The sequence below is a fragment of the Mesorhizobium sp. 128a genome, assembly GCF_053848025.1.
Genome location: NZ_JBSPKY010000018.1, coordinates 95,879 through 118,219, shown reverse-complemented (window position 1 = coordinate 118,219; position 22,341 = coordinate 95,879). Strand labels below are relative to the sequence as shown.

Annotated in this window: 22 protein-coding genes; 11 read left to right on the top strand and 11 right to left on the bottom strand. The window is 63.6% G+C overall.

The genetic code is table 11. The annotated features are described in order from the left end of the window. Positions 1-9: 9 nt before the first annotated feature. Genes pcaG through pcaD form a run of 4 tightly spaced genes read right to left on the bottom strand, consistent with a single transcriptional unit; the run spans position 10 to position 2,584 of the window. Positions 10-624, bottom strand: coding sequence for a protocatechuate 3,4-dioxygenase subunit alpha (gene pcaG / locus ACWTU9_RS25900; RefSeq protein WP_455860787.1), 615 nt, complete (start codon positions 622-624; stop codon positions 10-12). Then, positions 624-1,379: a protocatechuate 3,4-dioxygenase subunit beta gene (gene pcaH / locus ACWTU9_RS25895; RefSeq protein ID WP_455860814.1), complete on the bottom strand. Its 756-nt coding sequence runs from the start codon at positions 1,377-1,379 to the stop codon at positions 624-626. Before pcaH ends, pcaG begins: the two co-directional genes overlap by 1 nt. Continuing rightward, positions 1,369-1,782, bottom strand: coding sequence for a 4-carboxymuconolactone decarboxylase (gene pcaC / locus ACWTU9_RS25890; protein WP_455860786.1), 414 nt, complete (start codon positions 1,780-1,782; stop codon positions 1,369-1,371). Before pcaC ends, pcaH begins: the two co-directional genes overlap by 11 nt. Beyond that, complete coding sequence (gene pcaD, locus ACWTU9_RS25885) at positions 1,775-2,584, bottom strand: 3-oxoadipate enol-lactonase (protein WP_455860785.1); 810 nt, start codon at positions 2,582-2,584, stop codon at positions 1,775-1,777. The genes pcaC and pcaD overlap by 8 nt, the downstream gene beginning before the upstream one ends. A 93-nt stretch (positions 2,585-2,677) precedes the next feature. On the opposite strand from pcaD, the gene pcaQ reads away from it, so the two are divergent. The 8 genes from pcaQ (at position 2,678) to ACWTU9_RS25845 (ending at position 10,954) form a co-directional block, all read left to right on the top strand. Further along, positions 2,678-3,595, top strand: a complete 918-nt coding sequence (gene pcaQ / locus ACWTU9_RS25880; RefSeq protein ID WP_455860784.1) for a pca operon transcription factor PcaQ — start codon at positions 2,678-2,680, stop codon at positions 3,593-3,595. A 282-nt stretch (positions 3,596-3,877) separates the two neighbouring features. After that, on the top strand, positions 3,878-5,185 hold the full coding sequence (locus ACWTU9_RS25875) for an ABC transporter substrate-binding protein (RefSeq protein WP_455860783.1): 1,308 nt from the start codon (positions 3,878-3,880) through the stop codon (positions 5,183-5,185). Between the two features lie 89 nt (positions 5,186-5,274). Then, entirely contained in the window at positions 5,275-5,949 is a 675-nt protein-coding gene (locus tag ACWTU9_RS25870) for an ABC transporter ATP-binding protein (RefSeq protein WP_455860813.1), read from the top strand. Further along, entirely contained in the window at positions 5,946-6,674 is a 729-nt protein-coding gene (locus ACWTU9_RS25865) for an ABC transporter ATP-binding protein (RefSeq protein WP_455860782.1), read from the top strand. The genes ACWTU9_RS25870 and ACWTU9_RS25865 overlap by 4 nt, the downstream gene beginning before the upstream one ends. Then, positions 6,671-7,567: a branched-chain amino acid ABC transporter permease gene (locus ACWTU9_RS25860; protein WP_455860781.1), complete on the top strand. Its 897-nt coding sequence runs from the start codon at positions 6,671-6,673 to the stop codon at positions 7,565-7,567. Before ACWTU9_RS25865 ends, ACWTU9_RS25860 begins: the two co-directional genes overlap by 4 nt. After that, the gene (locus ACWTU9_RS25855) at positions 7,564-8,625 is read left to right on the top strand and encodes a branched-chain amino acid ABC transporter permease (RefSeq protein ID WP_455860780.1); all 1,062 of its coding nucleotides are present in this window, start codon (positions 7,564-7,566) and stop codon (positions 8,623-8,625) included. The genes ACWTU9_RS25860 and ACWTU9_RS25855 overlap by 4 nt, the downstream gene beginning before the upstream one ends. Before the next feature lie 2 nt (positions 8,626-8,627). Then, positions 8,628-9,413: a coniferyl-alcohol dehydrogenase gene (locus tag ACWTU9_RS25850; RefSeq protein ID WP_455860779.1), complete on the top strand. Its 786-nt coding sequence runs from the start codon at positions 8,628-8,630 to the stop codon at positions 9,411-9,413. Positions 9,414-9,508: 95 nt separating this feature from the next. Then, positions 9,509-10,954 carry an aldehyde dehydrogenase gene (locus tag ACWTU9_RS25845; protein ID WP_455860778.1) on the top strand — a complete coding sequence of 482 codons (1,446 nt, stop codon included), beginning with the start codon at positions 9,509-9,511 and terminating at the stop codon, positions 10,952-10,954. A 94-nt stretch (positions 10,955-11,048) separates the two neighbouring features. Here the strand turns inward: ACWTU9_RS25845 and ACWTU9_RS25840 are convergent, their stop codons facing one another. Beyond that, positions 11,049-12,104 (bottom strand): LacI family DNA-binding transcriptional regulator, encoded by a 1,056-nt coding sequence (locus ACWTU9_RS25840; RefSeq protein WP_455860777.1) that lies wholly within the window; start codon positions 12,102-12,104, stop codon positions 11,049-11,051. A 200-nt stretch (positions 12,105-12,304) separates the two neighbouring features. On the opposite strand from ACWTU9_RS25840, the gene ACWTU9_RS25835 reads away from it, so the two are divergent. After that, the gene (locus ACWTU9_RS25835) at positions 12,305-13,336 is read left to right on the top strand and encodes a hydroxyacid dehydrogenase (RefSeq protein ID WP_455860776.1); all 1,032 of its coding nucleotides are present in this window, start codon (positions 12,305-12,307) and stop codon (positions 13,334-13,336) included. Here the strand turns inward: ACWTU9_RS25835 and ACWTU9_RS25830 are convergent, their stop codons facing one another. Continuing rightward, positions 13,337-13,666, bottom strand: coding sequence for a YciI family protein (locus ACWTU9_RS25830; protein ID WP_454585332.1), 330 nt, complete (start codon positions 13,664-13,666; stop codon positions 13,337-13,339). It abuts the gene before it with no gap. Positions 13,667-14,069: 403 nt separating this feature from the next. Between ACWTU9_RS25830 and ACWTU9_RS25825 the strand changes: the two genes are divergently transcribed. Next, complete coding sequence (locus ACWTU9_RS25825) at positions 14,070-14,375, top strand: hypothetical protein (protein ID WP_454585333.1); 306 nt, start codon at positions 14,070-14,072, stop codon at positions 14,373-14,375. A 63-nt stretch (positions 14,376-14,438) separates the two neighbouring features. Here the strand turns inward: ACWTU9_RS25825 and msuE are convergent, their stop codons facing one another. Then, positions 14,439-14,999: an FMN reductase gene (gene msuE, locus ACWTU9_RS25820; RefSeq protein WP_455860775.1), complete on the bottom strand. Its 561-nt coding sequence runs from the start codon at positions 14,997-14,999 to the stop codon at positions 14,439-14,441. A gap of 241 nt (positions 15,000-15,240) precedes the next feature. On the opposite strand from msuE, the gene ACWTU9_RS25815 reads away from it, so the two are divergent. Further along, positions 15,241-16,887 (top strand): acetolactate synthase large subunit, encoded by a 1,647-nt coding sequence (locus ACWTU9_RS25815; protein WP_455860774.1) that lies wholly within the window; start codon positions 15,241-15,243, stop codon positions 16,885-16,887. A gap of 115 nt (positions 16,888-17,002) precedes the next feature. Here ACWTU9_RS25815 and melA read toward each other — a convergent pair whose 3' ends face one another. Genes melA through ACWTU9_RS25795 form a run of 4 tightly spaced genes read right to left on the bottom strand, consistent with a single transcriptional unit; the run spans position 17,003 to position 22,245 of the window. Next, entirely contained in the window at positions 17,003-18,373 is a 1,371-nt protein-coding gene (melA, locus tag ACWTU9_RS25810; protein ID WP_455860773.1) for an alpha-galactosidase, read from the bottom strand. A gap of 21 nt (positions 18,374-18,394) precedes the next feature. Continuing rightward, complete coding sequence (locus ACWTU9_RS25805) at positions 18,395-20,062, bottom strand: ABC transporter ATP-binding protein (protein WP_455860772.1); 1,668 nt, start codon at positions 20,060-20,062, stop codon at positions 18,395-18,397. 10 nt (positions 20,063-20,072) lie between these two features. Continuing rightward, a complete protein-coding gene (locus ACWTU9_RS25800; protein WP_455860771.1) occupies positions 20,073-21,191 on the bottom strand; it encodes an ABC transporter permease in 1,119 nt (372 codons plus the stop codon). A gap of 46 nt (positions 21,192-21,237) precedes the next feature. Then, positions 21,238-22,245, bottom strand: a complete 1,008-nt coding sequence (locus ACWTU9_RS25795) for an ABC transporter permease (RefSeq protein ID WP_455860770.1) — start codon at positions 22,243-22,245, stop codon at positions 21,238-21,240. Positions 22,246-22,341: the final 96 nt, after the last annotated feature.

The window sequence follows — 22,341 nt, the reverse complement described above, 5'->3', positions numbered from 1 at the left end:
TCTGGTCTCCTAGCTGTCGAAGAAGACCGTTTCCTTCTCCCCTTGGAGATGGACGTCGAAAATATAGTTGTCGCCTTGCCGCTCTGCGATCAGCGTCGGCACGCGCACCTTGTGCTCGATGCGGGCGAGGATCGGATCCTCGGCATTGGCCTTTGCCTCGTCGGAAAAATAAAGCCGCGTGTGGAGACCTATGTTGATGCCGCGAGCGACGATCCACAGGCTGATATGCGGCGCCATCAACCGTCCGTCGCCATAAGGCACGCGGCCGGGCTTGATCGTCTGAAAACTGCACAGGCCGGTTTCCATGTCGGTCGGCTGGCGGCCCCAACCCTGGAAATCCGGATCGGCATCGCCGCGCAATTCGGCGGGCGAATTGTAATAGCCGTCGGCATCCGCCTGCCAGATTTCGATCAGCGCGTCCCGGAGCGGCGTGCCGGTGCCGTCGAGCACTCGGATCCTCAGGCCGATCCGCTCACCCCGGGTCTTGTCGTTGATCATCGTGGCGCCGAGGTCGCTGGCATAGACGCCGCCAATGCCGCCGAAATTCGGCGTCAGCCCGATATGCACATAAGGCCCCGCGGTCTGCGACGGGCTCTCCTTCAGCCGGGTGAGCGCCTGAGCCATCAATTGCCCTCCGGCCGGTTTTCGAACAGCGAGGCGCGGCGTCCGCGCAGCACGATATCGAACTTGTAGGCACGCGCGTCGAACGGGACCGTCGCCTGCATGTCGAGCGCGGCGATCAGCGTTTCGATTGCGGCTTTATCGCGGATGCCGCCGACGATCGGGCAGCGCCAGATCAACGGGTCGCCTTCAAAGTACATCTGCGTGATCAGCCGCTGCGCAAAGCCATGGCCGAACACCGAGAAATGGATATGCGAGGGCCGCCAGTCATTCGGCCCGTTCGGCCAGGGATAGGGGCCGGGCTTGACCGTGCGAAAGGCATAACCACCATCGGCGTCGGTGATGGTGCGGCCGCAGCCGCCGAAATTCGGATCGAGCGGTGCAAGATAGCCGTCCTTCTTGTGGCGGTAGCGGCCGCCCGCATTTGCCTGCCAGAATTCAAGCAGCGCGCCTGGCACGCCAACGCCGCGCTCGTCGAGCACCCGGCCATAGACGATAATGCGCTCGCCGATGGCGCTTTCGCCTGGCTTGGCGAAATTGTGGATCAGATCATTGTCGAGTTCGCCGAGCATGGCGTGGCCGAACACCGGCCCGGTGATTTCCGACGCCGTGTTGTCGAAGGCCAGCAGCGCCTTCTGCGGCGAGCGCAGCACCGATGTCTTGTAGTCCGGCGTCAGCGCCGGTGGATGCCAGCTCCGGTCGCGCTGGAAGAAGGCGCCGGTCTCGGGCCTGCGGTTCGAGCCGGCATCAGCTGGCATGGCCATTCCTGCTTCCGTCCATGTCCGAAAACACCTCCTTGGCAATCCTGAAGGCGCGGTTGGCCGCCGGCACGCCGGCATAGATGGCGACATGCAGGAACGCTTCGCGGATGTCGTCACGTGACGCGCCGGTGTTGACGGTGGCGCGCACATGCATGGCGACCTCTTCATCATGGCCGAGTGCTGCCAGCAGGGCCAGCGTCACGATCGAGCGCTCGCGCTTGCTGAAACCCGGCCGCGCCCACACCGTCCCCCAGGCTGCCTCGGTGATCAGCTCCTGGAACGGCCGGTCGAAATCGGTGACGGCATCCTCGCTGCGATCGACATGCGGGTCGCCGAGCACCGAGCGCCGCACTGTCAGCCCGGTCCGGTATCTGGTCGTGGTCTTGGACACTTCATCCATGGATCTGCTTTCTCTGAGGAAGCGAAGCGACGAATTCTCGGATCAGGGCGATCAGCGCCCGGGGCTGCTCGACGCAAGAGATGTGGCCGGCATCCCGGATAATCTCGAAGCGCGCGCCGGGGATCAGGTCTGCCATCCAGCGCACGAGGTCCGGCGGCGTCGAACCGTCCTGATCGCCAACGACGCACAGCGTCGGCACCGCGATGGCCTGCGCAACTTCGGTGAAATCCGCATCGCGCACGGCAGCACATGTGCCAACGTAACCAGCGACGGCTTGCCGGGTCATCATGTTCCAGTAGCCGTCGAGTTCAGCGACACGCTCCGCATGAAAGGCCGGGGTGAACCACAGTTTAAGGATGGCATCGGCGACCGCCTGGATGCCTTTGCTTTCGACTGTTTCAATGCGGGTGTTCCAGCTGTCGAGCGTGCCGATCTTGTGCGCAGTGTCGCACAGGATGAGGCCTTCGACGATTTCGGGGCGTCGCGCGTAGAACCCTTGCGCGATCAGGCCGCCGACCGACAGGCCGCACAGCACGACATCGGTCAGCCCAAAATGATCGATGAGGCCGGAGAGATCATCGACATGATCGTCGATCGACGAGATTCCGCCAATATCGGAGAGCCCGTGGCCGCGCTTGTCATAAACCAGCAGAGGCATGTCAGCGTTCAATTCAGATACCACTTCGTCCCAGATGCGAAAGTCGGTACCGAGCGAATTGACGAACACGACCGGTCGCGCATTGCCCTCCGCCTTGAAGTGGCGATGGTGCAGCGTGATGCCGCCAATGTTGACGAATGGCACGATTTCGATCCTCCGTGTTCACATTGCACAAGGCATTTGGTTTGGTAAAATGATATTTTGCGGCGTTTCATTAACTGAGAGGTTACGAGAACCATGTCCGAGAGCCGCATAAGGTTCCGTCACCTGCAGGCATTCCTTGAGGTAGCGCGGCAAGGCAGTGTGGCGAGGGCGGCCGACTTTCTTCATGTCAGTCCGCCGGCGGTTACCAAGACGCTGCGCGAACTGGAAGAGGCACTTGGCATCGCCGTCGTCGAACGCGACGGTCGCGGCATAAGGGTGACGCGGCTCGGCGAAATCTTCCTCGGCCATGCCGGCACGGCGATCACCGCCTTGAAGCGCGGCGTCGATTCCGTCCGCCAGGACGGCGCCGTCAATCGCCACCCGATCCGCATCGGCGCACTGCCGACGGTGTCGGCGAAGGTCATGCCGCTCGCCATGAGCCTGTTCCTCGCCGAGAACACCGGCGCCGCCATCAAGATCGTCACCGGCGAGAATGCGGTGCTGCTCGAACAGTTGCGCGTCGGCGCACTCGACCTCGTCGTCGGCCGGCTTGCGGCGCCGGAAAACATGACCGGCTTCTTCTTCGAGCATCTCTATTCCGAACAGGTGCTGTTTGTGGTGCGGGCCGGCCATCCGCTATTGCAGCCCGACCAGGATATCTTCGCGCGCCTCGACGAGTTTCCGGTTTTGATGCCGACGCGTGAATCGGTCATCCGCCCCTTTGTCGACCGCCTTTTCATCACCAATGGCATGACCGCGCCGGCCACCGAAATCGAGACCGTCTCGGATTCCTTCGGCCGCGCCTTCATGCGCCAGAGCAACGCCGTGTGGATCATCTCGGCCGGTGTCGTCGCCAACGAATTGGGCAGCGGCGCCTTCGTTGCCCTCAATGTCAACACCGAGGAAACCAAGGGACCGGTCGGGTTGACGATGCGGACCGACACGGCCCCCTCGCCGGCTTTCACCATCCTTCTGCAGACCATTCGCGAGGCGGCCAGCCAGCGCGCTTGAGATATGATCTTTCTGCCATTACCGCGAAGTCGGGCAGTTGCGCGACTTTTGATAACCCATGGGTTAACGAAACACCGCAAAATATCATTTTACCAAACCAAAGGCGTAAGGCACTGTGGTGATGGGAGGATCGAAATCATGCCATCGTCGGCATTGCCGACCTTCCGCCTCCGCCTCCAGCCTGCCGGGGCGATATCCGATACGGGGAATGGGCGGCAAAGATTTTGAGCAGGCCGACGGCCGCCTCCGGCAGGCCCGTCAGGAAAGGGAGGAAATATCAGCATGACCTCGGAGAAATCCATCCTTCGCGGCGTCTCGCGGCGCCAGTTCATCGCCACCTCGCTCGCCGGCGGCGCAGCCCTTGCGCTCGCCCGCGGCAGGGCCTTCGCTCAGGCCGCCGACACGCTGAAGGTCGGTTTCGTCAGCCCGCGCACCGGACCGCTCGCCGGCTTCGGCGAAACCGACGGCTATGTGCTCGACCTCGCCCGCAAGGCGCTGGCCAACGGGATCGAACTCGGCGGCAAGAAATACAGCGTCGAGATCATTGATCAGGACACCCAGTCCGATCCGTCCCGCGCCGGCCAGCTTGCCAAGGATCTCATCAACAATCAGGCCGTCGACCTGATGCTGGCTGTGTCGACGCCGGAGGTGATCAACCCGGTCGCCGACGCCTGCGAAGCTGCCGGCGTGCCTTGCCTGTCCACCGTCATGCCGTGGGAGGCCTGGTATTTCGGCCGCGGTGCCAAGCCCGGTGAGCCCTCGCCGTTCAAATGGACCTATCATTTCGGCTTCGGCGTCGAGGAATTCTTCAAGGCCTATATCTCGCAGTGGAAGCTGATCGAGACCAACAAGAAGGTCGGCGTCATGTATCCCAACGACGCTGACGGCAACGCCATCCGTGCGCATCTGGCACCGCTGCTGGCCAAGGAAGGTTTCACCATCGTCGATCCCGGCGCCTATGAGACCGGCACCACCGATTATTCCTCGCAGATCGCGCTGTTCAAGCAGGAAGGTGTCGAGATCTTCAACTCCTTCCCGATCCCGCCTGACTTCGCCGCCTTCTGGCGCCAGGCCGCGCAGCAGGGCCTGACCCGGCAGATCAAGATCTGCCAGGTCGCCAAGACCGGGCTGTTCCCGTCCGACATTGAGGCGCTTGGCGATCTCGGCAACAAGATTTCGAGCGCCGCCTACTGGCATAAGGCTTTCCCTTACAAATCGCCGCTGACCGGCGTTTCGGGTGCCGAGCTTGCCGACGGCTATGAGACAGCGAGCGGCAAGCAGTGGACGCAGCAGCTCGGCGCGTCGATGTCACTGCTCGATGCCGGCTTTGAAGCACTGAAGGCGAGCAGCAACGCCAAGGACAAGGCAGCGGTCGCCAAGGCGCTGAGCACACTTAACACCGAGACCATGATCGGCAAGGTCGATTTCACCAGCGGCCCGGTACCCAACGTCTCGCCCGGCCCGATCATCGGCACGCAGTGGGTGCCCGCCAAGGAAGGGTCCAAGTTTCCGCTCGACTACGTCGTCACGGAAAACGCCACCGACCCGAAGGTTCCGGTCGAGGCCAAGCTCCAGCCGTACAACGGCTAATCGACGGTTAAGGGGATCGCATCGTGAACGCCTCGCCCAACGCTGCGATCCTCAGCGCCGCCGGCATCCACAAACGCTTCGGCGCGCTGGTGGTGCTGGACAATATCGATTTCGCCATGACCGCGGACGAAGCCGTCGGCATTGTCGGCCCGAACGGCGCCGGTAAGACGACGCTGCTCAGCGTGCTCTCAGGCGCCTTCCCGCCGAGCGCCGGCACCGTCGCCTTCAAAGGCGGCGACGTAACGGCGCTGCCGGCCACTCAGCGCTGCCGGCTCGGCCTGGTGCGCACGCACCAGGTGCCGAAACCGTTCAGCGGCATGACCACGTTCGAGAACGCTTTTGTTGCGGCGTCGCATGGTGCGGGTCTCGCCCGCGATGAGGCCTATGAGGAGGCGCTGGCGTCGCTCGGACTCTGCGGCATGCTGGGCGTCGCCAACCGGCGCGCCGAGACGCTTGGCCTGCTCGACCGCAAGCGGCTGGAGCTTGCGCGTGCGCTTGCGGCAAGGCCGAACCTTTTGTTGCTCGACGAAATCGGCGGCGGCCTGACCGATGGCGAAGCGAGCGAACTCGTCGACACCATCAAGGAATTGCGCCGGCGCAAGATCGCCATCGTCTGGATCGAGCACATCGTCCACATCCTGCTGCAGGTGGCCGAGCGGCTGATCTGCATGGATGCCGGAAAGATCATCGCCGACGGCGAGCCGCAGGCTGTCATGGCCGACCCCGAAGTCGTGCGCGCCTATCTCGGCGGAGGTCCGAAATGAGCCTGCTCGCCATCGAAAACCTGGTTGTCCGGCACGGCCTCTTGCAAGCGGTGCGGGGCGTCAGCTTCAGCATCGAGCGCGGCCAGACGCTGGCGCTGGTCGGTGCCAACGGCGCCGGTAAGACGACGCTGCTGCGGGCGATTGCCGGCGCCCATCAGCCGTCCGCCGGCCGCGTGCTGCTGGACGGCGCCGATATCACCAGCGTGCCGTCGCACAAGCGGGTCGGCATGGGCATCGCGCTGGTGCCGGAAGGACGAAAACTGTTCGTGCAGATGACGGTCGAGGAAAACCTCCTGCTCGGCAAGACCGCCGGCCGTCCCGGCGACTGGAGCGTGGAACGAGTGCTCGACACGTTCCCCAACCTCAAACCGCGCCGCCATGCCAAGACCGGGCACCTGTCCGGCGGCGAGCAGCAGGCCACCGCCATCGGCCGCGCGCTGATGAGCAATCCGGATGTATTGCTGCTCGACGAGGTTTCGCTTGGCCTTTCGCCGCTGGTGGTCGACCGCGTCTACGCGTCGCTGCAGGGCCTGATCAGTTCCGGCACCACAATCATCCTCGTAGAACAGGATCTCAACCGCGCGCTCTCGGTGTCGGACAAGGTCATCTGCATGCTGGAAGGGCGTGTCGCGCTCGAAGGCCCGAGCAAAGGCATGTCGCGGGACGAGGTGACCAAGGCCTATTTCGGTCTGCACCGGAAAAATGCCGGGAGCGTTCCGGCATGATGAACCAGATCGTCCAGGGCATCCTTCTCGGCGGCTATTACGCGCTGATCGCCTGCGGGCTGTCCTTCATGTTTTCGGTGATGCGCATCATCAACCTTGCGCATGGCAGCCTGGCGGTGTTTTCGGCCTATACAATGTGGTGGCTCGCCTCGCGCTTCCACATCTCGCCCTTCATCGGCCTGCTCATCGTGCTGCCGCTGATGGCGGCGATCGGCTGGGCGTTGCAGCGGTTCCTGCTCGAACGCAGCGCGCGTGGCGGCGATTTGTTGCCGATCCTCACCACATTCGGCCTCGCCATCGTCATCGACAATCTGCTCTTCCAGCAGTTCGGCGCCAACACGCGCTCGCTGGCGCCCTATATCGGCAGCCTGTCCTACGATTCCTGGGAATGGCCGGGCTCGATCTATGTCGGCAAGCTTGCTGTGATCATGTTCGCCACAGCCGTGATCCTGCTTGGCGGGCTGCAGCTGTTCCTCACCCGCACCAGGCTTGGCCGCTCGATCCGCGCCACCTCGGAGGATCCTGATACGGCTGGTCTCGTCGGCGTCGATGCGCGCCGCGCCAACGCCCTTGCCGCTTCCATCGCCATGGTCACCGTCGGTCTTGCCGGCGCGTTCCTCGGCATGCGCGCCACCTTCGATCCCTATACCGGTGCACCGCAATTGCTGTTCGCATTCGAGGCCGCAGTGATCGGCGGCGCCGGCTCGCTGTGGGGCACGCTGGTCGGCGGCATCGTACTGGCGCTCGCCCAGACCCTCGGCGCGCAGATACATCCGCAAGGCTTCCTCATAGGCGGCCATGTCGCCTTCCTGATCGTGCTGTTCATCCGGCTTTCCACGTCCGGCCTCGGCTTGCGCGGCCTGCTGCGCCTGCCCGCGAGGAAAGCATCATGAGCGCAGTTTCGACCTCCCCCGTCATCGAGCGCGGCACCCCTGCTTCGCGTATCTCGGCGATCGCGGTCGTTGTCATCATCGCGCTGCTCGCTGTTGCGCCGCATTTCCTGTCGGCCGGCGCGGTCGACCGCATGACAGCCTTGTTCATCTATGTGATCCTGGCGGCGATGTGGAATGCGCTCGCCGGCTTCGGCGGCCTGGTCTCGGTAGGACAACAAGTGTTCTTCGGCCTCGGCGCCTATTTCGCCATTCGCCTGGCCGATGCCGGCCTCAACCCGTTCGCTTCGCTGTTCGTCTCAGCGATCATCGTCGGCGCGATCTCGTGGCCGATGTCGCTGTTCATGCTTCGGCTGAAGAACGGCGAATTCGCCATCGGCATGTGGGTGATCGCGGCCCTCACCCATCTTCTGGTCAATCTCGACCGGCTGGTTCAAGGCGAAACCGGTACGTCGCTGATCTCGCTCAACGTCTATGACGCCGGCGCCAGACGCGCGACGATCTACTGGCTGGCGCTGGCCTCGATGACGGCGCTGCTTGCCATCCTGTTTAGCCTGCTGCGCGGCAGCACGGGTGCCGCTATCCGCGCCATCCGCGACAATGAGGATGCGGCCGCTTCCGTAGGCGTGCGCGTCACCGGCACCAAGCGGCTGCTTTTCGTGCTCGCCGCTTTCGGCATCGGCATTGCCGGCGCGCTGTGGCTGGCGACCTCGATCACCTTCCAGCCAAAAACCTATTTCAACGTCCAGTGGACCGCCTACATGATCTTCATGGTGCTGGTCGGCGGCATCGGCACCTTCGAAGGCGCCATCCTTGGCGCGCTGCTGTTCTTCCTCATCGAGACCTGGTTCGGTGGCACCGGCGTCTGGTACCTCATCGGCCTCGGCGCCACCGCTATGCTGTTTTCGCTGTTCCTGCCGCGCGGGCTGTGGGGAACGCTGGAAGAACGTTTCGGTCTGCGCCTGCTGCCGGTCGGCTACCGCGTCAGGCTTCCGGCAAACGCCGCCGACGACGACACGACGACGTCGCAACAAACCACCGCACAGCGGGAGAAAGCCTGACCATGCTTTTCGGCAAGACCATTCTCATCACCGGCGTTGCCTCCGGCATCGGCGCCCGCACGGCAGAACTTGCAGGCCAGCTCGGCGCCGAGGTGATCGGCGTCGACATGCGCGAGCCCGCGGCCCCGGCCGGCGCCTTCGTCAAGGCCGACATCTCGTCCAAGGCCGGCGTCGACGATCTCGTCGCAAGCTTGCCGCAGCGCATCGATGCGCTCTGCAATGTTGCCGGCCTCTCCGGCAACACCGGCGCGGTGTCGACACTCGCCGTCAACTTCTACGGCCTGCGGGCTCTCTCGGAAGGCCTCGCACCGAAGCTTCGCGAAGGCGGCGCCATCGTCAACGTCGCCTCGATCGCCGGCTATGGCTGGCGCGCCAATCTCAACCGCGCCGCGTCGATGGTTGGCATCGAGGGTTTTCCCGACATCGCCACAGTGGTCGCCGACCATCAGGTGAAGAACGAGGAAGGCTATCCGGTGTCAAAGGAACTGCTGCTTCTGTGGACGCAGCGCGCCGCGCACCAGGATCTCTTCAGGAGCCGCGGGATCCGCGTCAATGCGGTCAGCCCTGGCCCGGTCGAGACACCGATCCTCAAACAATTCCGCAATGTACTCGGCGATGCTCGCGTCGACAGCGATATCGCCAGGGTCGGCCGCGCCGGCACCTCGGGCGACATCTCACCTGTCGTGCTGTTCCTGTGCTCGGATGGCGCGCGTTGGGTCAACGGCGCCAACGTACCGGTTGACGGCGGCCTTGAAGCATCGATCAACGCCGAGGTGCTCGGTTTCTAGACCATGATCCCGAAAAGTGGGAACCGGTTTTCGGATAAGATCATGGTCAATAACAAAGTAGAAAAGACGCTCGATGGCGAGCGAGGGAGAAAACAATGGACATCGGACTTCTGATCGACGGCGACAAAAGGGATGCGGCGGGCTCCGCTTCCTACGAGCGCATGGACCCGTTCACCGGCAATCTGGCGACGCGCGCCGCCGCAGCCAGCGTTGCCGATGCCAACGCCGCAGTCGAAGCCGCCGCCGCCGCTTTCAAGACCTGGTCGAAGACCGGTCCGGCCGAGCGCCGCGCCTTGCTCGCCAGGGCCGCCGATGTGATGGATTCCAAGGTCGGCGAATTCACCAGATTGATGATGGAAGAGACCGGCGCCACCGGTCCATGGGCCGGCTTCAACGTCATGCTCGCCGCCAGGATGCTGCGCGAGGCAGCCGCCATGACGACGCAGATTTCGGGCGAGGTCATCCCCTCTGACAAGCCGGGCACGCTGGCCATGGCAATCCGCCAGCCGGCAGGTGTCTGCCTCGGCATCGCGCCTTGGAATGCGCCGGTCATTCTCGGCACCCGCGCCATCGCCACGCCTATCGCCTGCGGCAACACGGTGGTGCTGAAAGCCTCCGAAATGTGCCCCGGCACGCACCGGCTGATCGGCCAGGTGCTGGTCGAGGCCGGCCTGCCCAAGGGCGTCATCAATGTCGTCACCAACGACCCCAGGGACGCCGCCGCCATCGTTGAGGCGCTGGTCGCGCATCCCGCGGTCAGGCGCGTCAACTTCACCGGCTCGACCAAGGTCGGCCGGATCATCGCCGAACTCGCCGGAAGGCATTTGAAGCCGGCGCTGCTCGAACTCGGCGGCAAGGCGCCGCTGCTGGTGCTCGACGATGCCGACATCGACGCGGCAGTCAATGCCGCGACCTTCGGCGCCTTCATGCATCAGGGCCAGATCTGCATGTCGACGGAGAGGTTGGTCGTCGATGAAAAAATCGCCGACGAATTCGTTTCCAAGCTCGCCGCCCGCGCTTCACAACTGCCGGCCGGCGACCCGCGCGGCCATGTCGTCCTGGGCTCGCTGATCAGCAGCCAGGCCGCCGACAAGATGGAAGAACTGGTTGCAGACGCCGTCGCCAAGGGCGCCAGACTGGTGGCCGGCGGCAAGCGCACCGGCACGGTGGTCGAGGCAACGCTGCTCGACCACGTCACGCCGGCGATGCGCGTCTACGCCGAAGAATCCTTCGGACCGGTCAAGCCGGTGATCCGCGTCAAAGGCGAGGACGAAGCCGTACGTGTCGCCAACGACACCGAATATGGCCTCTCCTCGGCCGTCTTCAGCCGCGACATCCGCCGTGCCATGGCCGTTGCCGCGCGCATCGAAGCCGGCATCTGCCACATCAACGGCCCGACCGTCGGCGACGAGGCGCAGATGCCGTTCGGCGGCGTCAAGGGTTCAGGCTACGGCCGCTTCGGCGGCAAAGCCTCGATCGCCGAGTTCACCGACCTGCGCTGGCTGACGATCGAGGATCCGGGACAGCACTATCCGTTCTGATTGATACGACGCCTCGGCAGATGATTATCTGCCGAGCGTCAGCCCTGCCTTCCTCGCTTCCGCGCGCAGGAACGGCAGTCCGACGCTGATGACATCATCGGGATTCTCCGCCACCGGCCGCCACACCTGGCGAGCCAACGGATTCCCGCATCAAAACCCGGCAAGGCTCGAGCCGCGCGATCGGCGGCCCTTCCCCACCCTCAATTCTGGCAAACAGCGCCTCCATGGCGTGGCCGGCGATCTGGCGCACCGGCTGTACAACGGCGGCGATCGCCGGCCATGTCACCTGCATCCATTCGGCATCGTCGAAGCCGACCAGCGAAATGTCGTTGGGGCAGTGCCAGCCACGACGGCGGAATTCCAACAACGCCACCAGCGTACCCTTGAGGAACAGCGAATAGACTGCCGTCGGACGTTCGCCTTTCGCGAAATACTCTCTCAACTGCGCCCTCAGCGGCTCGACATCGGTTTCGGCCAGCACGACATCGATGCGCACATCCGGCGCCAGTTTGATCGCAGCGGTGCGAAACCCGTTGAGGCGTGCGCGCCCCGTCGCCGCCTGTTCGCCGAGGCCGACGACCAGTATGTGGCGATGGCCCTTGGCGATCAGCTCGTGCGCCACCTCGGCGCTGGCTGCGGCGCTGTCGGCCGACACCGTGTCGAAAGCGTCGTCAGACAGCACACGGTCGATCAGCACGCCGGTCATGCCATTGGCCTTCATGAAGTCGGCCGCCGGGCTATGCTCGTTGCGCACCGGCGCCAGCACCACGCCGGCGACGCGCCAGTCATGCATGCGGGCGAGGATTTCTTTTTCGCGCGCTTCGGATTCGCGGCTCGACGCCGCCACCAGTGTATATCCGCGCTGCTCGGCGAGGCTCTCGAGCTGGGTGACCATCTGGCCGAAAAATTCGCTTTCGAATTCGGGCATGATGGCACCGATGATGCGGCGCTTGGCCCGGCGCATGTCCGAGGCGAGCGGATCGACGCGGTAGCCCAGTTGCTCGACGGCATCGAAGACGCGCTGCGCATTTTCCGGTTTCACCGTGGTGACGCCGGCCATGACCTTGGAGACGGTGGCGGCCGACACGCCGGCACGGCTTGCCACGTCGTGGATCGACGCGCGCCGCTGCTGGTCCTGCCTGTGCGCCATTGGTCGTCCTCCCGAGGCGCGGACCGAGGTATTTCCGCCCGCTGGGGAAATGAGTAAATCGATTTTTCGGAGTTGTAAATCGTTTAATCGTGAGTATTTTACCCACGAGTGCGTGCCGTCCTAAAGTGTGAAGCGGTTTTGGGATAACCGCAAGTTCAAAGCAAAAATACGCGATCCGGATCGCGCCGGGAGGAACCGTCATGCCGAACAAGACCTTGCCGCTGGTCATCAGCGCGCCGGAACCGCGCACGCTCGAGCTGATCTTCACGCCGCCGCAACTGGCGCGGCTCAAGGCGCATTACCGCATTGCCGAGACGACGGCCGAGGGCGTGGCGAAACTGCCCGCCGATGTTCTGGCCGAAGCACGCTACATCATCGGCCAGCCACCAATCTCGCCTGAGACGCTTGAAGCCATGACGGCGCTGCGCTGCGTCTTCAATGTCGAGACCAACCTCGTCAACAACATGCCCTATGAGATGCTCTTCGCGCGCGGCATCCATGTCGTCACCACCGGCCTCGTCTTCGCCGAGCCCGTGGCCGAGCTCGGCCTTGCCATGGCGCTCAACCTCGCCCGCAACATCGTCGACGCCGACCTCGCCTTCCGCAGAGGTGAAGAGCTGTGGGGCGGCGACGGCAACCTCACTGCGCGGCTTCTGTCGGGCGCCGATGTCGGCATCATCGGCTTCGGCGATCTCGGTCGCGCCCTGAACCGGCTGCTGTCGGGTTTTCGCACACGAACCAAAGTCTTCGACCCTTGGCTGCCGCCGTCGATCCTCATCGACAATGGCGTCGAGCCGGCCTCGCTTGACGATGTGTTGACATCTAGCGACTTCGTCTTCGTCGTCGCTTCGGTGACATCAGAGAACCAGGGGTTCCTCGGCGCCGATGCCTTTGCCTCGATGCGCAAGGGTGCTGCCTTCATCCTGCTCAGCCGCGCCGGCGTCGTTGACTTCCCTGCTTTAATGGCAGCGGTAAAGAGCGGCCACATCGTCGCCGCCAGCGATGTCTTCCCCGAAGAGCCTTTGGCGCAGGACCATCCGGTCCGGACAATCCCAGGCTTCCTGCGCTCCGCCCACCGCGCCGGTGCGCTCGACATCGCTTTCAAGCGCATGGGCGACATGGTGCTGGAAGACATGGAGCTGATCGACCGCGGCCTGCCGCCGCTGCGCTCCAAGCGCGCCGAGCGCGAGACTGTGTCAAGGATGAGGTCGAAACCGGCGGACAGGAATTAGTTATCGCTCGTTGAGCGGCCAGATCTCGATCACCCCATGCGCCACGGCGCAGGGCGATTTCGAGGCGAGCGCGATTGCCTCGTCCATGTCTTTGGCTTCCATGACGGAAAAGCCGGCGATCGGCAGATCCGACGAGAGATAAGGCCCGGATTCGGTGCGCACGCCGCTGGCGTCTGGATTTCGCACCTGGACCGGCGTTTCGGCAATGCCCATCACCACCCCGCGCCGCTTGAGCGACGCATCGTGTTCATGGGCTGCCTGCCTGAGGTCCTGCGGCGTCCGGTCATATCCGGCCCGGTCGCCATAGCCGATGGTGATGTATTTGGGCATTCGCAGTTCCTCCATCTCAGGGATAATGGATAGGCGCCGCGACGGTTCCGGCGACCCCTGCCGGACATCGAAGGCTCCGGCCTCGCCGGCGGGTATTGATGACTTGCGGGGCTCTGCGGAACCATCCTTCTGCCAGATGGTTTTGAAAGCAGTCGGGCGGTGGGAAGCCCGGCGTACTCCAAGGAGGCCCGTCACGATTCGCGTCGGTGGCGGGCCTTTTTATTGACGCTCGCACGAAGAACGAAACCCGACGAGGAAGGCCGAAAAAGTTTCAACCTACCTATGACTATATCTCAGAAAGACTCACCTATTTTTCGCACGAAATCCGGAACTTCGATCCAAACCTCTCGTTTGTCCCATGATCGTTGCTTTGACGATCCCTAAGCAACAGGAGGATAACATAATGAACATCAAGATGATCTGTTTTGGCGCAATGACGCTGTCGATGGTCGCCGGCTCGGCGCTTGCCGCCGGCGGGACCGGAACATCGGCCCTCGATGACCCGGCAAAGATGCAGCCCTTCTACACCGACAACACCATGAAGACGATGGTCGGCAATGACGACTTCGTGAAGGCGTGGAAGGCGCTGTCGCCGGATGATCAGACAGCGATGATGGCGGCCTGCGACGAGGAGGCCAAGAACGCCAACGCCGCCAACAGCCACCCGGAATTCTGCAGCAATGTGAAAGCCAATGGCGGCAGCAAGTAAGCTGCCTTCCCAAGGAATAGCGGCCCCGAGGGGCCGTTATTTCTGTGAGCTTGCTGTTGCTCCCTATCCGGCAGCAACACCGGCGGCCGCGCGATTGGCCAGCACCAGCCCGACCTCGCCGACAACCTGCTCGACGCGCTTCAGGATGGGTTCGGCCCTCAGCACGCCGTCGGAAAAATCCTTGTCCGTGGCATAGACACCTGTCGGCAGTGTCAGCGCCTCGAAGAAGCCGAACAGCGGCCGCAACTGGTGCTCGACGATCAACGCATGGCGATCGTTGCCGCCGGTGGCGAGCAGCACCACCGGCTTGCCGCGCAAGGAAGCCGGATCGAACAGATCGAAGAAGTGTTTGAACAGGCCGGTGTAGCTGCCCTTGTAGGTCGGTGACCCCACAACCAGGACATCGGCATTGACGACACTGTCGAAAATCGCCCGCGCCTGGCCGTCGAGATCGCGCGCCCATTTGGCAGCGCCAAACGAGGGGCCGAGGTCTTCGATGTCGTAGGTGCTCGCCGACAGGCCATGCTGGCGCGCAATATCCCTGACGACCTGGTCGACGAAGCCGCGCGTCTTGGAAGGCCGGGTGAAATTGCCGGAAAAGCCGACGACGGTTGGATTGGGCATATTCTGGCACCTCTTACGACGGGCGGACCCACTGTCTCTGCCACAGGTTTAACGGCTACCAATTGCCGAAAGAAGGGATGGTACGCCTGTCGATCCTGCGGACAGCGAATTTTCTTTCCATCGGCAGCGCCCCACGGCGGGCCGCACCTCGCGCTACGGCTTCGCCGGCACTATGTTTGCGCGGTGCGGTTCCGCCATGTCTGCGTGTGTTCACGGCCCCGCTTCGCCCAGGAGATGCTTCGTGCCCAAAGGTTCAGATCTGCTTGTAGCCGCCCTCGAGAATGAGGGTGTCGATCGCATCTTCGGCATTCCGGGCGAAGAAAACCTCGACGTCGTCGAATCCATCCGCAAATCGTCGATCCAATTGATCCTGACCCGCCATGAGCAGGCGGCGGCGTTCATGGCCGCAACACATGGCAGGCTTACCGGCAAGCCGGGTGTCTGCATCACCACGCTCGGGCCCGGCGCCCTGAACCTGACGACGGGTGCAGCCTACGCGCTGCTCGGCGCCATGCCGATGATCATGATCACCGGGCAGAAGGGCATCCGGTCGTCGCGCCAGGCGCGCTTCCAGATCGTCGACATCGTTGCCGCGATGAAACCGCTGACCAAGCTGTCTCGCCAGATCATCTCGCCACGCACAATACCGGCCGTGGTGCGGGAAGCGTTTCGGATTGCCGAGGAGGAACGCCCGGGACCGGTGCATCTGGAACTGCCCGAAGACATCGCAGCCGAGGAATGCGACGAGGTGGCACTGATCCCGCCGCACCCGGTCGAACTTCCGCTGGCCAGTCCGCTCGCGCTCGACCGTGCCGCGCAGATGATCATCAAGGCACAGCGCCCGCTGGCGATGCTCGGCGCCGCCGCCTCACGGCCGCGCTCGACCTCGGACCTCGCCCAGTTCGTGCTGCGAACCGGCATTCCCTATTTCACCACGCAGATGGGCAAGGGCACGGTGCCCGGCGGGACCGAGCTCTACATGGGCACGGCCGCACTCTCCGAGCGCGACTATGTGCATGAGGCGATCGAGCAGGCCGACCTCATCATCACCATCGGCCACGACACGATCGAGAAGCCGCCCTTCATCATGGGCGACAAGGGACCGAAGGTGATCCATGTCGGCTACCAGCCGGCCAATGTCGAGCAGGTCTATTTCCCGCAGACCGAAGTGGTCGGCGACATCGGCGCCTCGCTCAGGCTGCTTGCCGACCGCATCGAGGACAAGATCCCCAACGCACAGGCGCTGCTGCCCCTGCGCGAAGGAATTCTGAGCCGCATTGCCGCGCGCGCCACCGAGGACCGTTTTACGCCGCAGCGCCTTGTGCACGACGTGCGCGCGGTGATGCCGGCCGACGGCATCCTGGCGCTCGACAACGGCATGTACAAGATCTGGTTCGCGCGCAACTACCGCACGCGCGTAGCCAACACGCTGCTGCTCGACAATGCGCTGGCCACCATGGGCGCCGGCCTGCCGTCGGCGATGACGGCCGCGATGCTCTACCCCGGCCGCCGTGTCATGGCGATCTGCGGCGATGGCGGCTTCATGATGAACAGCCAGGAGCTGGAAACCGCCGTCAGGCTCAAACTCAACCTGGTCGTGCTGATCATCGAGGACCATGCTTTCGGCATGATCCGCTGGAAGCAGGCGGTCGACCAGTTTCCCGATTTCGGCATGACCTTCGGCAACCCCGATTTCGTAAGATATGCCGAGGCCTATGGCGCCAAGGGTACCAGGGTCAGCGCCGTCTCGGAAATACAATCGACGCTCGAGCGGGCCTTCACCGGCGGCGGCGTCCATCTCGTCGTCGTGCCGATCGACTATTCGGAGAACGAGCGCGTCCTGGTCGAGGAGCTGCGCCACCGATTGCCGGCGCCACCGGGGGCCTAAGCAATTCCAGGAAAAGTGTGAGCGGTTTTCCCGGGAAAAGCGCGCAGCGCTTTCCCTTGTAATTGCGTAAGAAAATAGGAGCAATTCGCCGTGAAACGGTGAATTGCTCCAACGCCTAGGCGGCCCGAACTTTGGCGCTCCCACGCACCCAGGCCGGCAGCCAGTCGCCATGCGCCGCCAGCAGCTCATCGACCAGCGACCAGATCTGGTCGAGATCGAGCTCGGCCGCCGTATGCGGGTCCATCATCGCCGCGTGGTAGATGTGCTCGCGGTTTTCGGTCATCAGTGCCTGCACCGTTAGCTCCTGCACGTTGATGTTGGTGCGGATCAGCGCAGTGAGCTGCGGCGGCAGCTCGCCAATGAAGGTCGGCTGAATGCCGGAGGCGTCGACCAGGCATGGCACCTCGGCCGCGCAATTGTCTGGCAGCGAGGTGATGCAGCCATTGTTGCGGACATTGCCGTAGATCACCGACGGCTCGCCGGTCCACACCGAGTTCATGATCGAGGAGGCGTATTCCTTCGACTGCTCGACCTCGATGCGGTCGGCCGAGCGATAGGCCTCGGCCTGCCCCTTCCAGCGCTCGATCTGCTCGATGCAGCGCTTGGGATATTCATCGAGCGGAATGCCGAACTTCTCGATCAGGTCGGCGCGCCCGTCCTTGATGAAATAGGGGGTGTATTCGGCGAAATGCTCGGAGCTTTCGGTGACGAAATAGCCGAGCCTCGTCAGCATCTCGTAGCGCACCTTGTTGGGGCAGCGCGGGTTCCAGCCCGGCTTGGGCGCCCTGCCCTCGCGATAGGCGCGGACCAGGTCCGGATAGAGGTTGCGGTAGCTGCCGTCCGCCTGGCGATGCTCGAACTTGAGATAGAAGGCCATGTGGTTGATGCCGGCCGAGCGATAGCGGATCTCCTCGTAGGGAATGTCGAGGTCTTGCGCGAGCTCCATCGCTGTGCCTTGCACCGAATGGCAGAGGCCGACCTGTTTGATCTCAGGATATTTCTCCGAAATCGCCCAGGTGTTGATCGCCATCGGGTTGACGTACTGCAGCATGATCGCCTGCGGGCAGACAGCCAGCATGTCCTCGCAGATCTTCCACAGATGCGGCACGGTTCTGAGGCCGCGCATGATGCCGCCGACGCCGAGCGTGTCGGCGATTGTCTGGCGCAGGCCGTACTTCTTCGGCACTTCGAAATCGGTGACGGTGCACGGCTCGTAGCCGCCGATCTGGAAGGCGACGACGACGAAGTCGGCGCCGGCCAGCGCCTTGCGCTGGTCGGAGTAGGTCTCGGCCTTCGCCTTCACGCCCAGCGTCGCGATCAGCTTGTTGACGACGATGGCGCTCTCTTCCAACCGCTGCGGATTGATGTCCATCAGCGCGATCGTCGCGCCCGACAGCGATGACCGCTGCAGCACGTCGCCGACAATGTTCTTCATGAACACGGTCGAACCGGCGCCGATGAAGGTGATCCTGGGGTGTCTTGCCACTTTTAAACCTCCGGCATTTTGCTACGCCACGTCGAAGGCGGCCCTGACGAGCCGTTCGGTGTAGGCGGTCTTGGGATTGGTGAGGACCTCGTCGACGGGTCCCTGCTCGACGATCTTGCCGTTCTGCATGACGATGACGCGGTGGCAGAGCGCGCGCACCACCTTGAGGTCGTGCGAAATGAAGAGATAGCTCAGCCCGCGCTCGTCCTGCAGCTTGCGCAACAGGTCGATGATCTGCGCCTGCACCGAGAGGTCGAGCGCCGAGGTCGGTTCGTCGAGCAGGATGAATTCGGGTTCCAATGCAATGGCCCGCGCGATCGCGATGCGCTGCCGCTGGCCGCCGGAAAATTCGTGCGGGAACCGTGACAGGATATCGCCGGGCATGCCGGCGCTGACCAGGGCGTCTCGCACCCGCTCAACCCGCTCGCGCCGTGTTGAACCGATCCTGTTGACGACCAGCCCTTCCTCGATGATCTGGCCGATCGTCATGCGCGGGTTGAGCGAAGAGAACGGATCCTGGAAGACGACCTGCATGCGCGAGCGCAGCGGCCGCATCTCGGCGCGCGACAGGCCTTGGATCGGCTGGCCGTCGAAGCTGATCTCGCCACGCTTGGCATCGGTGAGCTTGAGCAGAGCAAGACCGAACGTGGTCTTGCCGGAGCCGGATTCACCAACCAGCCCCAGCGTTTCGTGGCGGCAAAGTTTCAGGCCGAGATCGTCGACGGCAACCAGTTCGCGCCAGTCCGGCTTCAGGAAGCTGCCATGACGCAGCATGAAGCAGACGCGCATGTCGCGTGCCTCGAGGATAGTGCCGCTGTTCTGCGGCAGCGGCTGCGGCTTGCCGTGCGGCTCGGACGCGAGCAGCCGCTTGGTGTAGGGATGCTGCGGGTCGGCAAACAGCCGCTCGGTGACGTTATGCTCGCACATCTCGCCATATTGCATGACATAGACATAGTCGGAGAATCTCCGCACCACGGTAAGGTCGTGGGTGATCAGGATGACCGCCATCCTGAGCTCTTTTTGCAGGTTGCGGATCAGGTTGAGAATCTGCGCCTGCACCGTGACGTCGAGCGCGGTCGTCGGCTCGTCGGCAATCAGCACATCAGGGTCGTTGGCGAGCGCCATGGCGATCATCACGCGCTGGCGCTGCCCGCCCGACAATTGGTGCGGATACTGCTTGATGCGTGCTTCCGGGTCGGGGATCTGGACATGCCGCAAAAGCTCGAGCGCCCGCGCCCAGGCTTGCTTGCGGCTCACCTTGCGATGCACTCGGATCGCCTCGACGATCTGGCTGCCAACCGTATAGATCGGGTTCAGCGAACTCATCGGCTCCTGGAAGATCATCGAGATGCGGTTGCCGCGCAGCTTGCGCCGGGCGCTCTCCGGGAACTTCAGTATGTCCTGCCCGCAATAGTCGACGGTTGATTTCGCAGAGACGGTGGCCCGCTTCGAAAGCAGCCCCATGACGGTGCGCGCCGTTACCGATTTGCCGGAACCGGACTCGCCGACGATGGCGATCGTCTCGCCGCGATAGAGCTGGAACGAGATGTCCTTCACAGCCTCGACGACGCCGTGCTCGACCTTGAAGGCGACCTCGATGTTGCGGGCATCGATGATCGGCTGGTCGTGGCGTCCGGCGTGGTCGAGACGGACGGCTGGTGCGAAGGTGGTTGCGAGCGCTACGGTCATCCCGGCCACCTCAATAGGGATCGACGGCATCGCGCAGGCCGTCGCCCAGCGCGTTGAAGGCAAAGACGGTGATCAGCACGAAGCCGACCGGCGACAGTATCCAGGGATAGGTGCCGATGACCGAATAGGTTGCGGTGTCCTGCAGCATCAGCCCCCATGAGATCAGCGGCGGTTTCACCGCGAAGCCGAGGAAGCCGAGAAAGGCTTCGAGCAGGACCACCGTCGGGATCGCGATCGTCACTGCGACAATCACGTGGCTCATCACATTGGGGAAAATGTGCTGCATGATGATGCGCATGTCGGTCGCGCCGACCGCCATGGCGGCGCGCACATAGTCGATCCGCGCCAGCGCCAGCGTCTTGCCGCGCACCTCGCGCGACATCTGCGCCCAACCAAGCGCCGACATGACGATGATGACGAAGCCGAGGAAGACGTTGGTCGGCGCGGTCACCGGGATCAGCGTCGTCAGCGCCAGATAAAGCGGCAGCTGCGGGAAAGCGAGCACCAGCTCGACGAAGCGCTGCACCCAGATGTCGAACCGGCCGCCGAAATAGCCGGAGACCATGCCGACGGTGGTGCCGATGACGGTGATGATGAAGACCACGGTCAGCGCGATCATCAGCGAGACGCGCGAGCCCTGGATGGCGCGCGACAACACATCCCTGCCGAACTTGTCGGTGCCGAGGAAATGCACTGGCTGGCCGTCGGTCGAAGCGAAGAAATGCCGGTTGGCGGGGATCAGCCCGAGCAGCCGGTACTCGGCGCCCTTGACGAAGAAGCCGAGCAGCCGCGGATGCTCGTAGTCCGGCCCGACGACCGGCTGGAAGGTGACCGGGTCGAGGTCTGCGGAATCCGCCAGCGCATAAACCCGCGGCTGCAGCACGAAATTCCCGTCCTTGTCGTAAAAACTCATCGTCTGCGGCGGGGCGAAAGCGACATCTGTGACCTTGGGGTCCATCGGCGCGAAGAAGTCGGCAAACAGCGCCATCAGCACCAGAAGCACGACCAGGATCAGCCCGGCCATGCCGGTCCAGGATCGCTTCAGCCGACGCCACACCAGCGCGATGTAGCTCTCATTGCCGCGCGGCCCCGTCTTGACGGGCTCCGTCTTGACTGGATCCGTCTTCATTGGCTCATCTGGAAGCAGCGGCGGCGAGGTGTCGCGGGCAAGCATCTCAAGACCCCGCATATTGGCGGACGCGGGGGTCAAGCAGAGCGAGCAGCATGTCGGCGATGATATTGCCGACGATCAGCGTCGCCGACAGCACCATCATGAAGGTCGCCGTGACATAGACGTCGCCAACCGCCATCGAGCCGACAATGGCCGGGCCGACGGTCGGCAGCGCAAAGATGATCGCCGTCTCGATCTCGCCGGTCAGCATATAAGGCAGCACGACGCCCTGGTACATGACCAGCGGATGCAGCGCATTGGGCACCGCGTGGCGCATGACCACCGCGCTGCCGGTCAGCCCCTTGGCACGGGCTGTTTCGACATATTGAGCATTGAGCGTGTCGAGCAGATTACCGCGCATGACGCGCATGTTGTAGGCGAGCCCGCCAAAGGTGGCGATCGCTACTACCGGCCAGACATGCTTGACGAGGTCGACGAACTTGCCCCAAGACCACGGCGCGCCGCCATATTGCGCCGAGAAGAACGAGCCGATCTCCGAGACGTTGAACTGGAAGACCAGCAGGTAGACGATGATTAGCGCCATCAGGAAGCGCGGAACGGTCATGCCGAGGAAGGAGATGGCCGACAGCGTCGAGTCGATCCAGGTGTATTGCCGCGTCGCCGCCCAGATACCGAAGGTGATGCCGAGCACCGAAGCGAGCAGATGGCAGACCAGCGCCAGGAGCAGCGTGCGCGGCAGCCGCTCTCCGACCACATCGGCCACCGGCTTGTTGTAGTAGAGGCTGTAGCCGAAATCGCCGCGAGTGACGATGCCGCCGATCCAGTTGAGATACTGGACCGGCATCGGCTTATCGAGACCATGCTCGACCCGGTAGGCCTGCGCCTGCGCGTCGGCTTCGGCAAACGAGGCACCGCCCTGGTTGATGAGCTGCGAGCGGATGTAGTCGGCATAGTCGCCCGGCGGTGCCTGGATGATGGCGAAAGTGACCAGGCTCAGGATGACCAGAACCGGCACCGCGGATGCTATGCGCATGGCCAGGAATCGCAGCATCGGTTCGTTTCTCCTCCTTGGATCAAATTTGTTGCCGCTGACCTTATCCCGCCCCGGCCGCGCGCGCAGCGCGGCCGGGCGTCAGCCAGGGGAGGA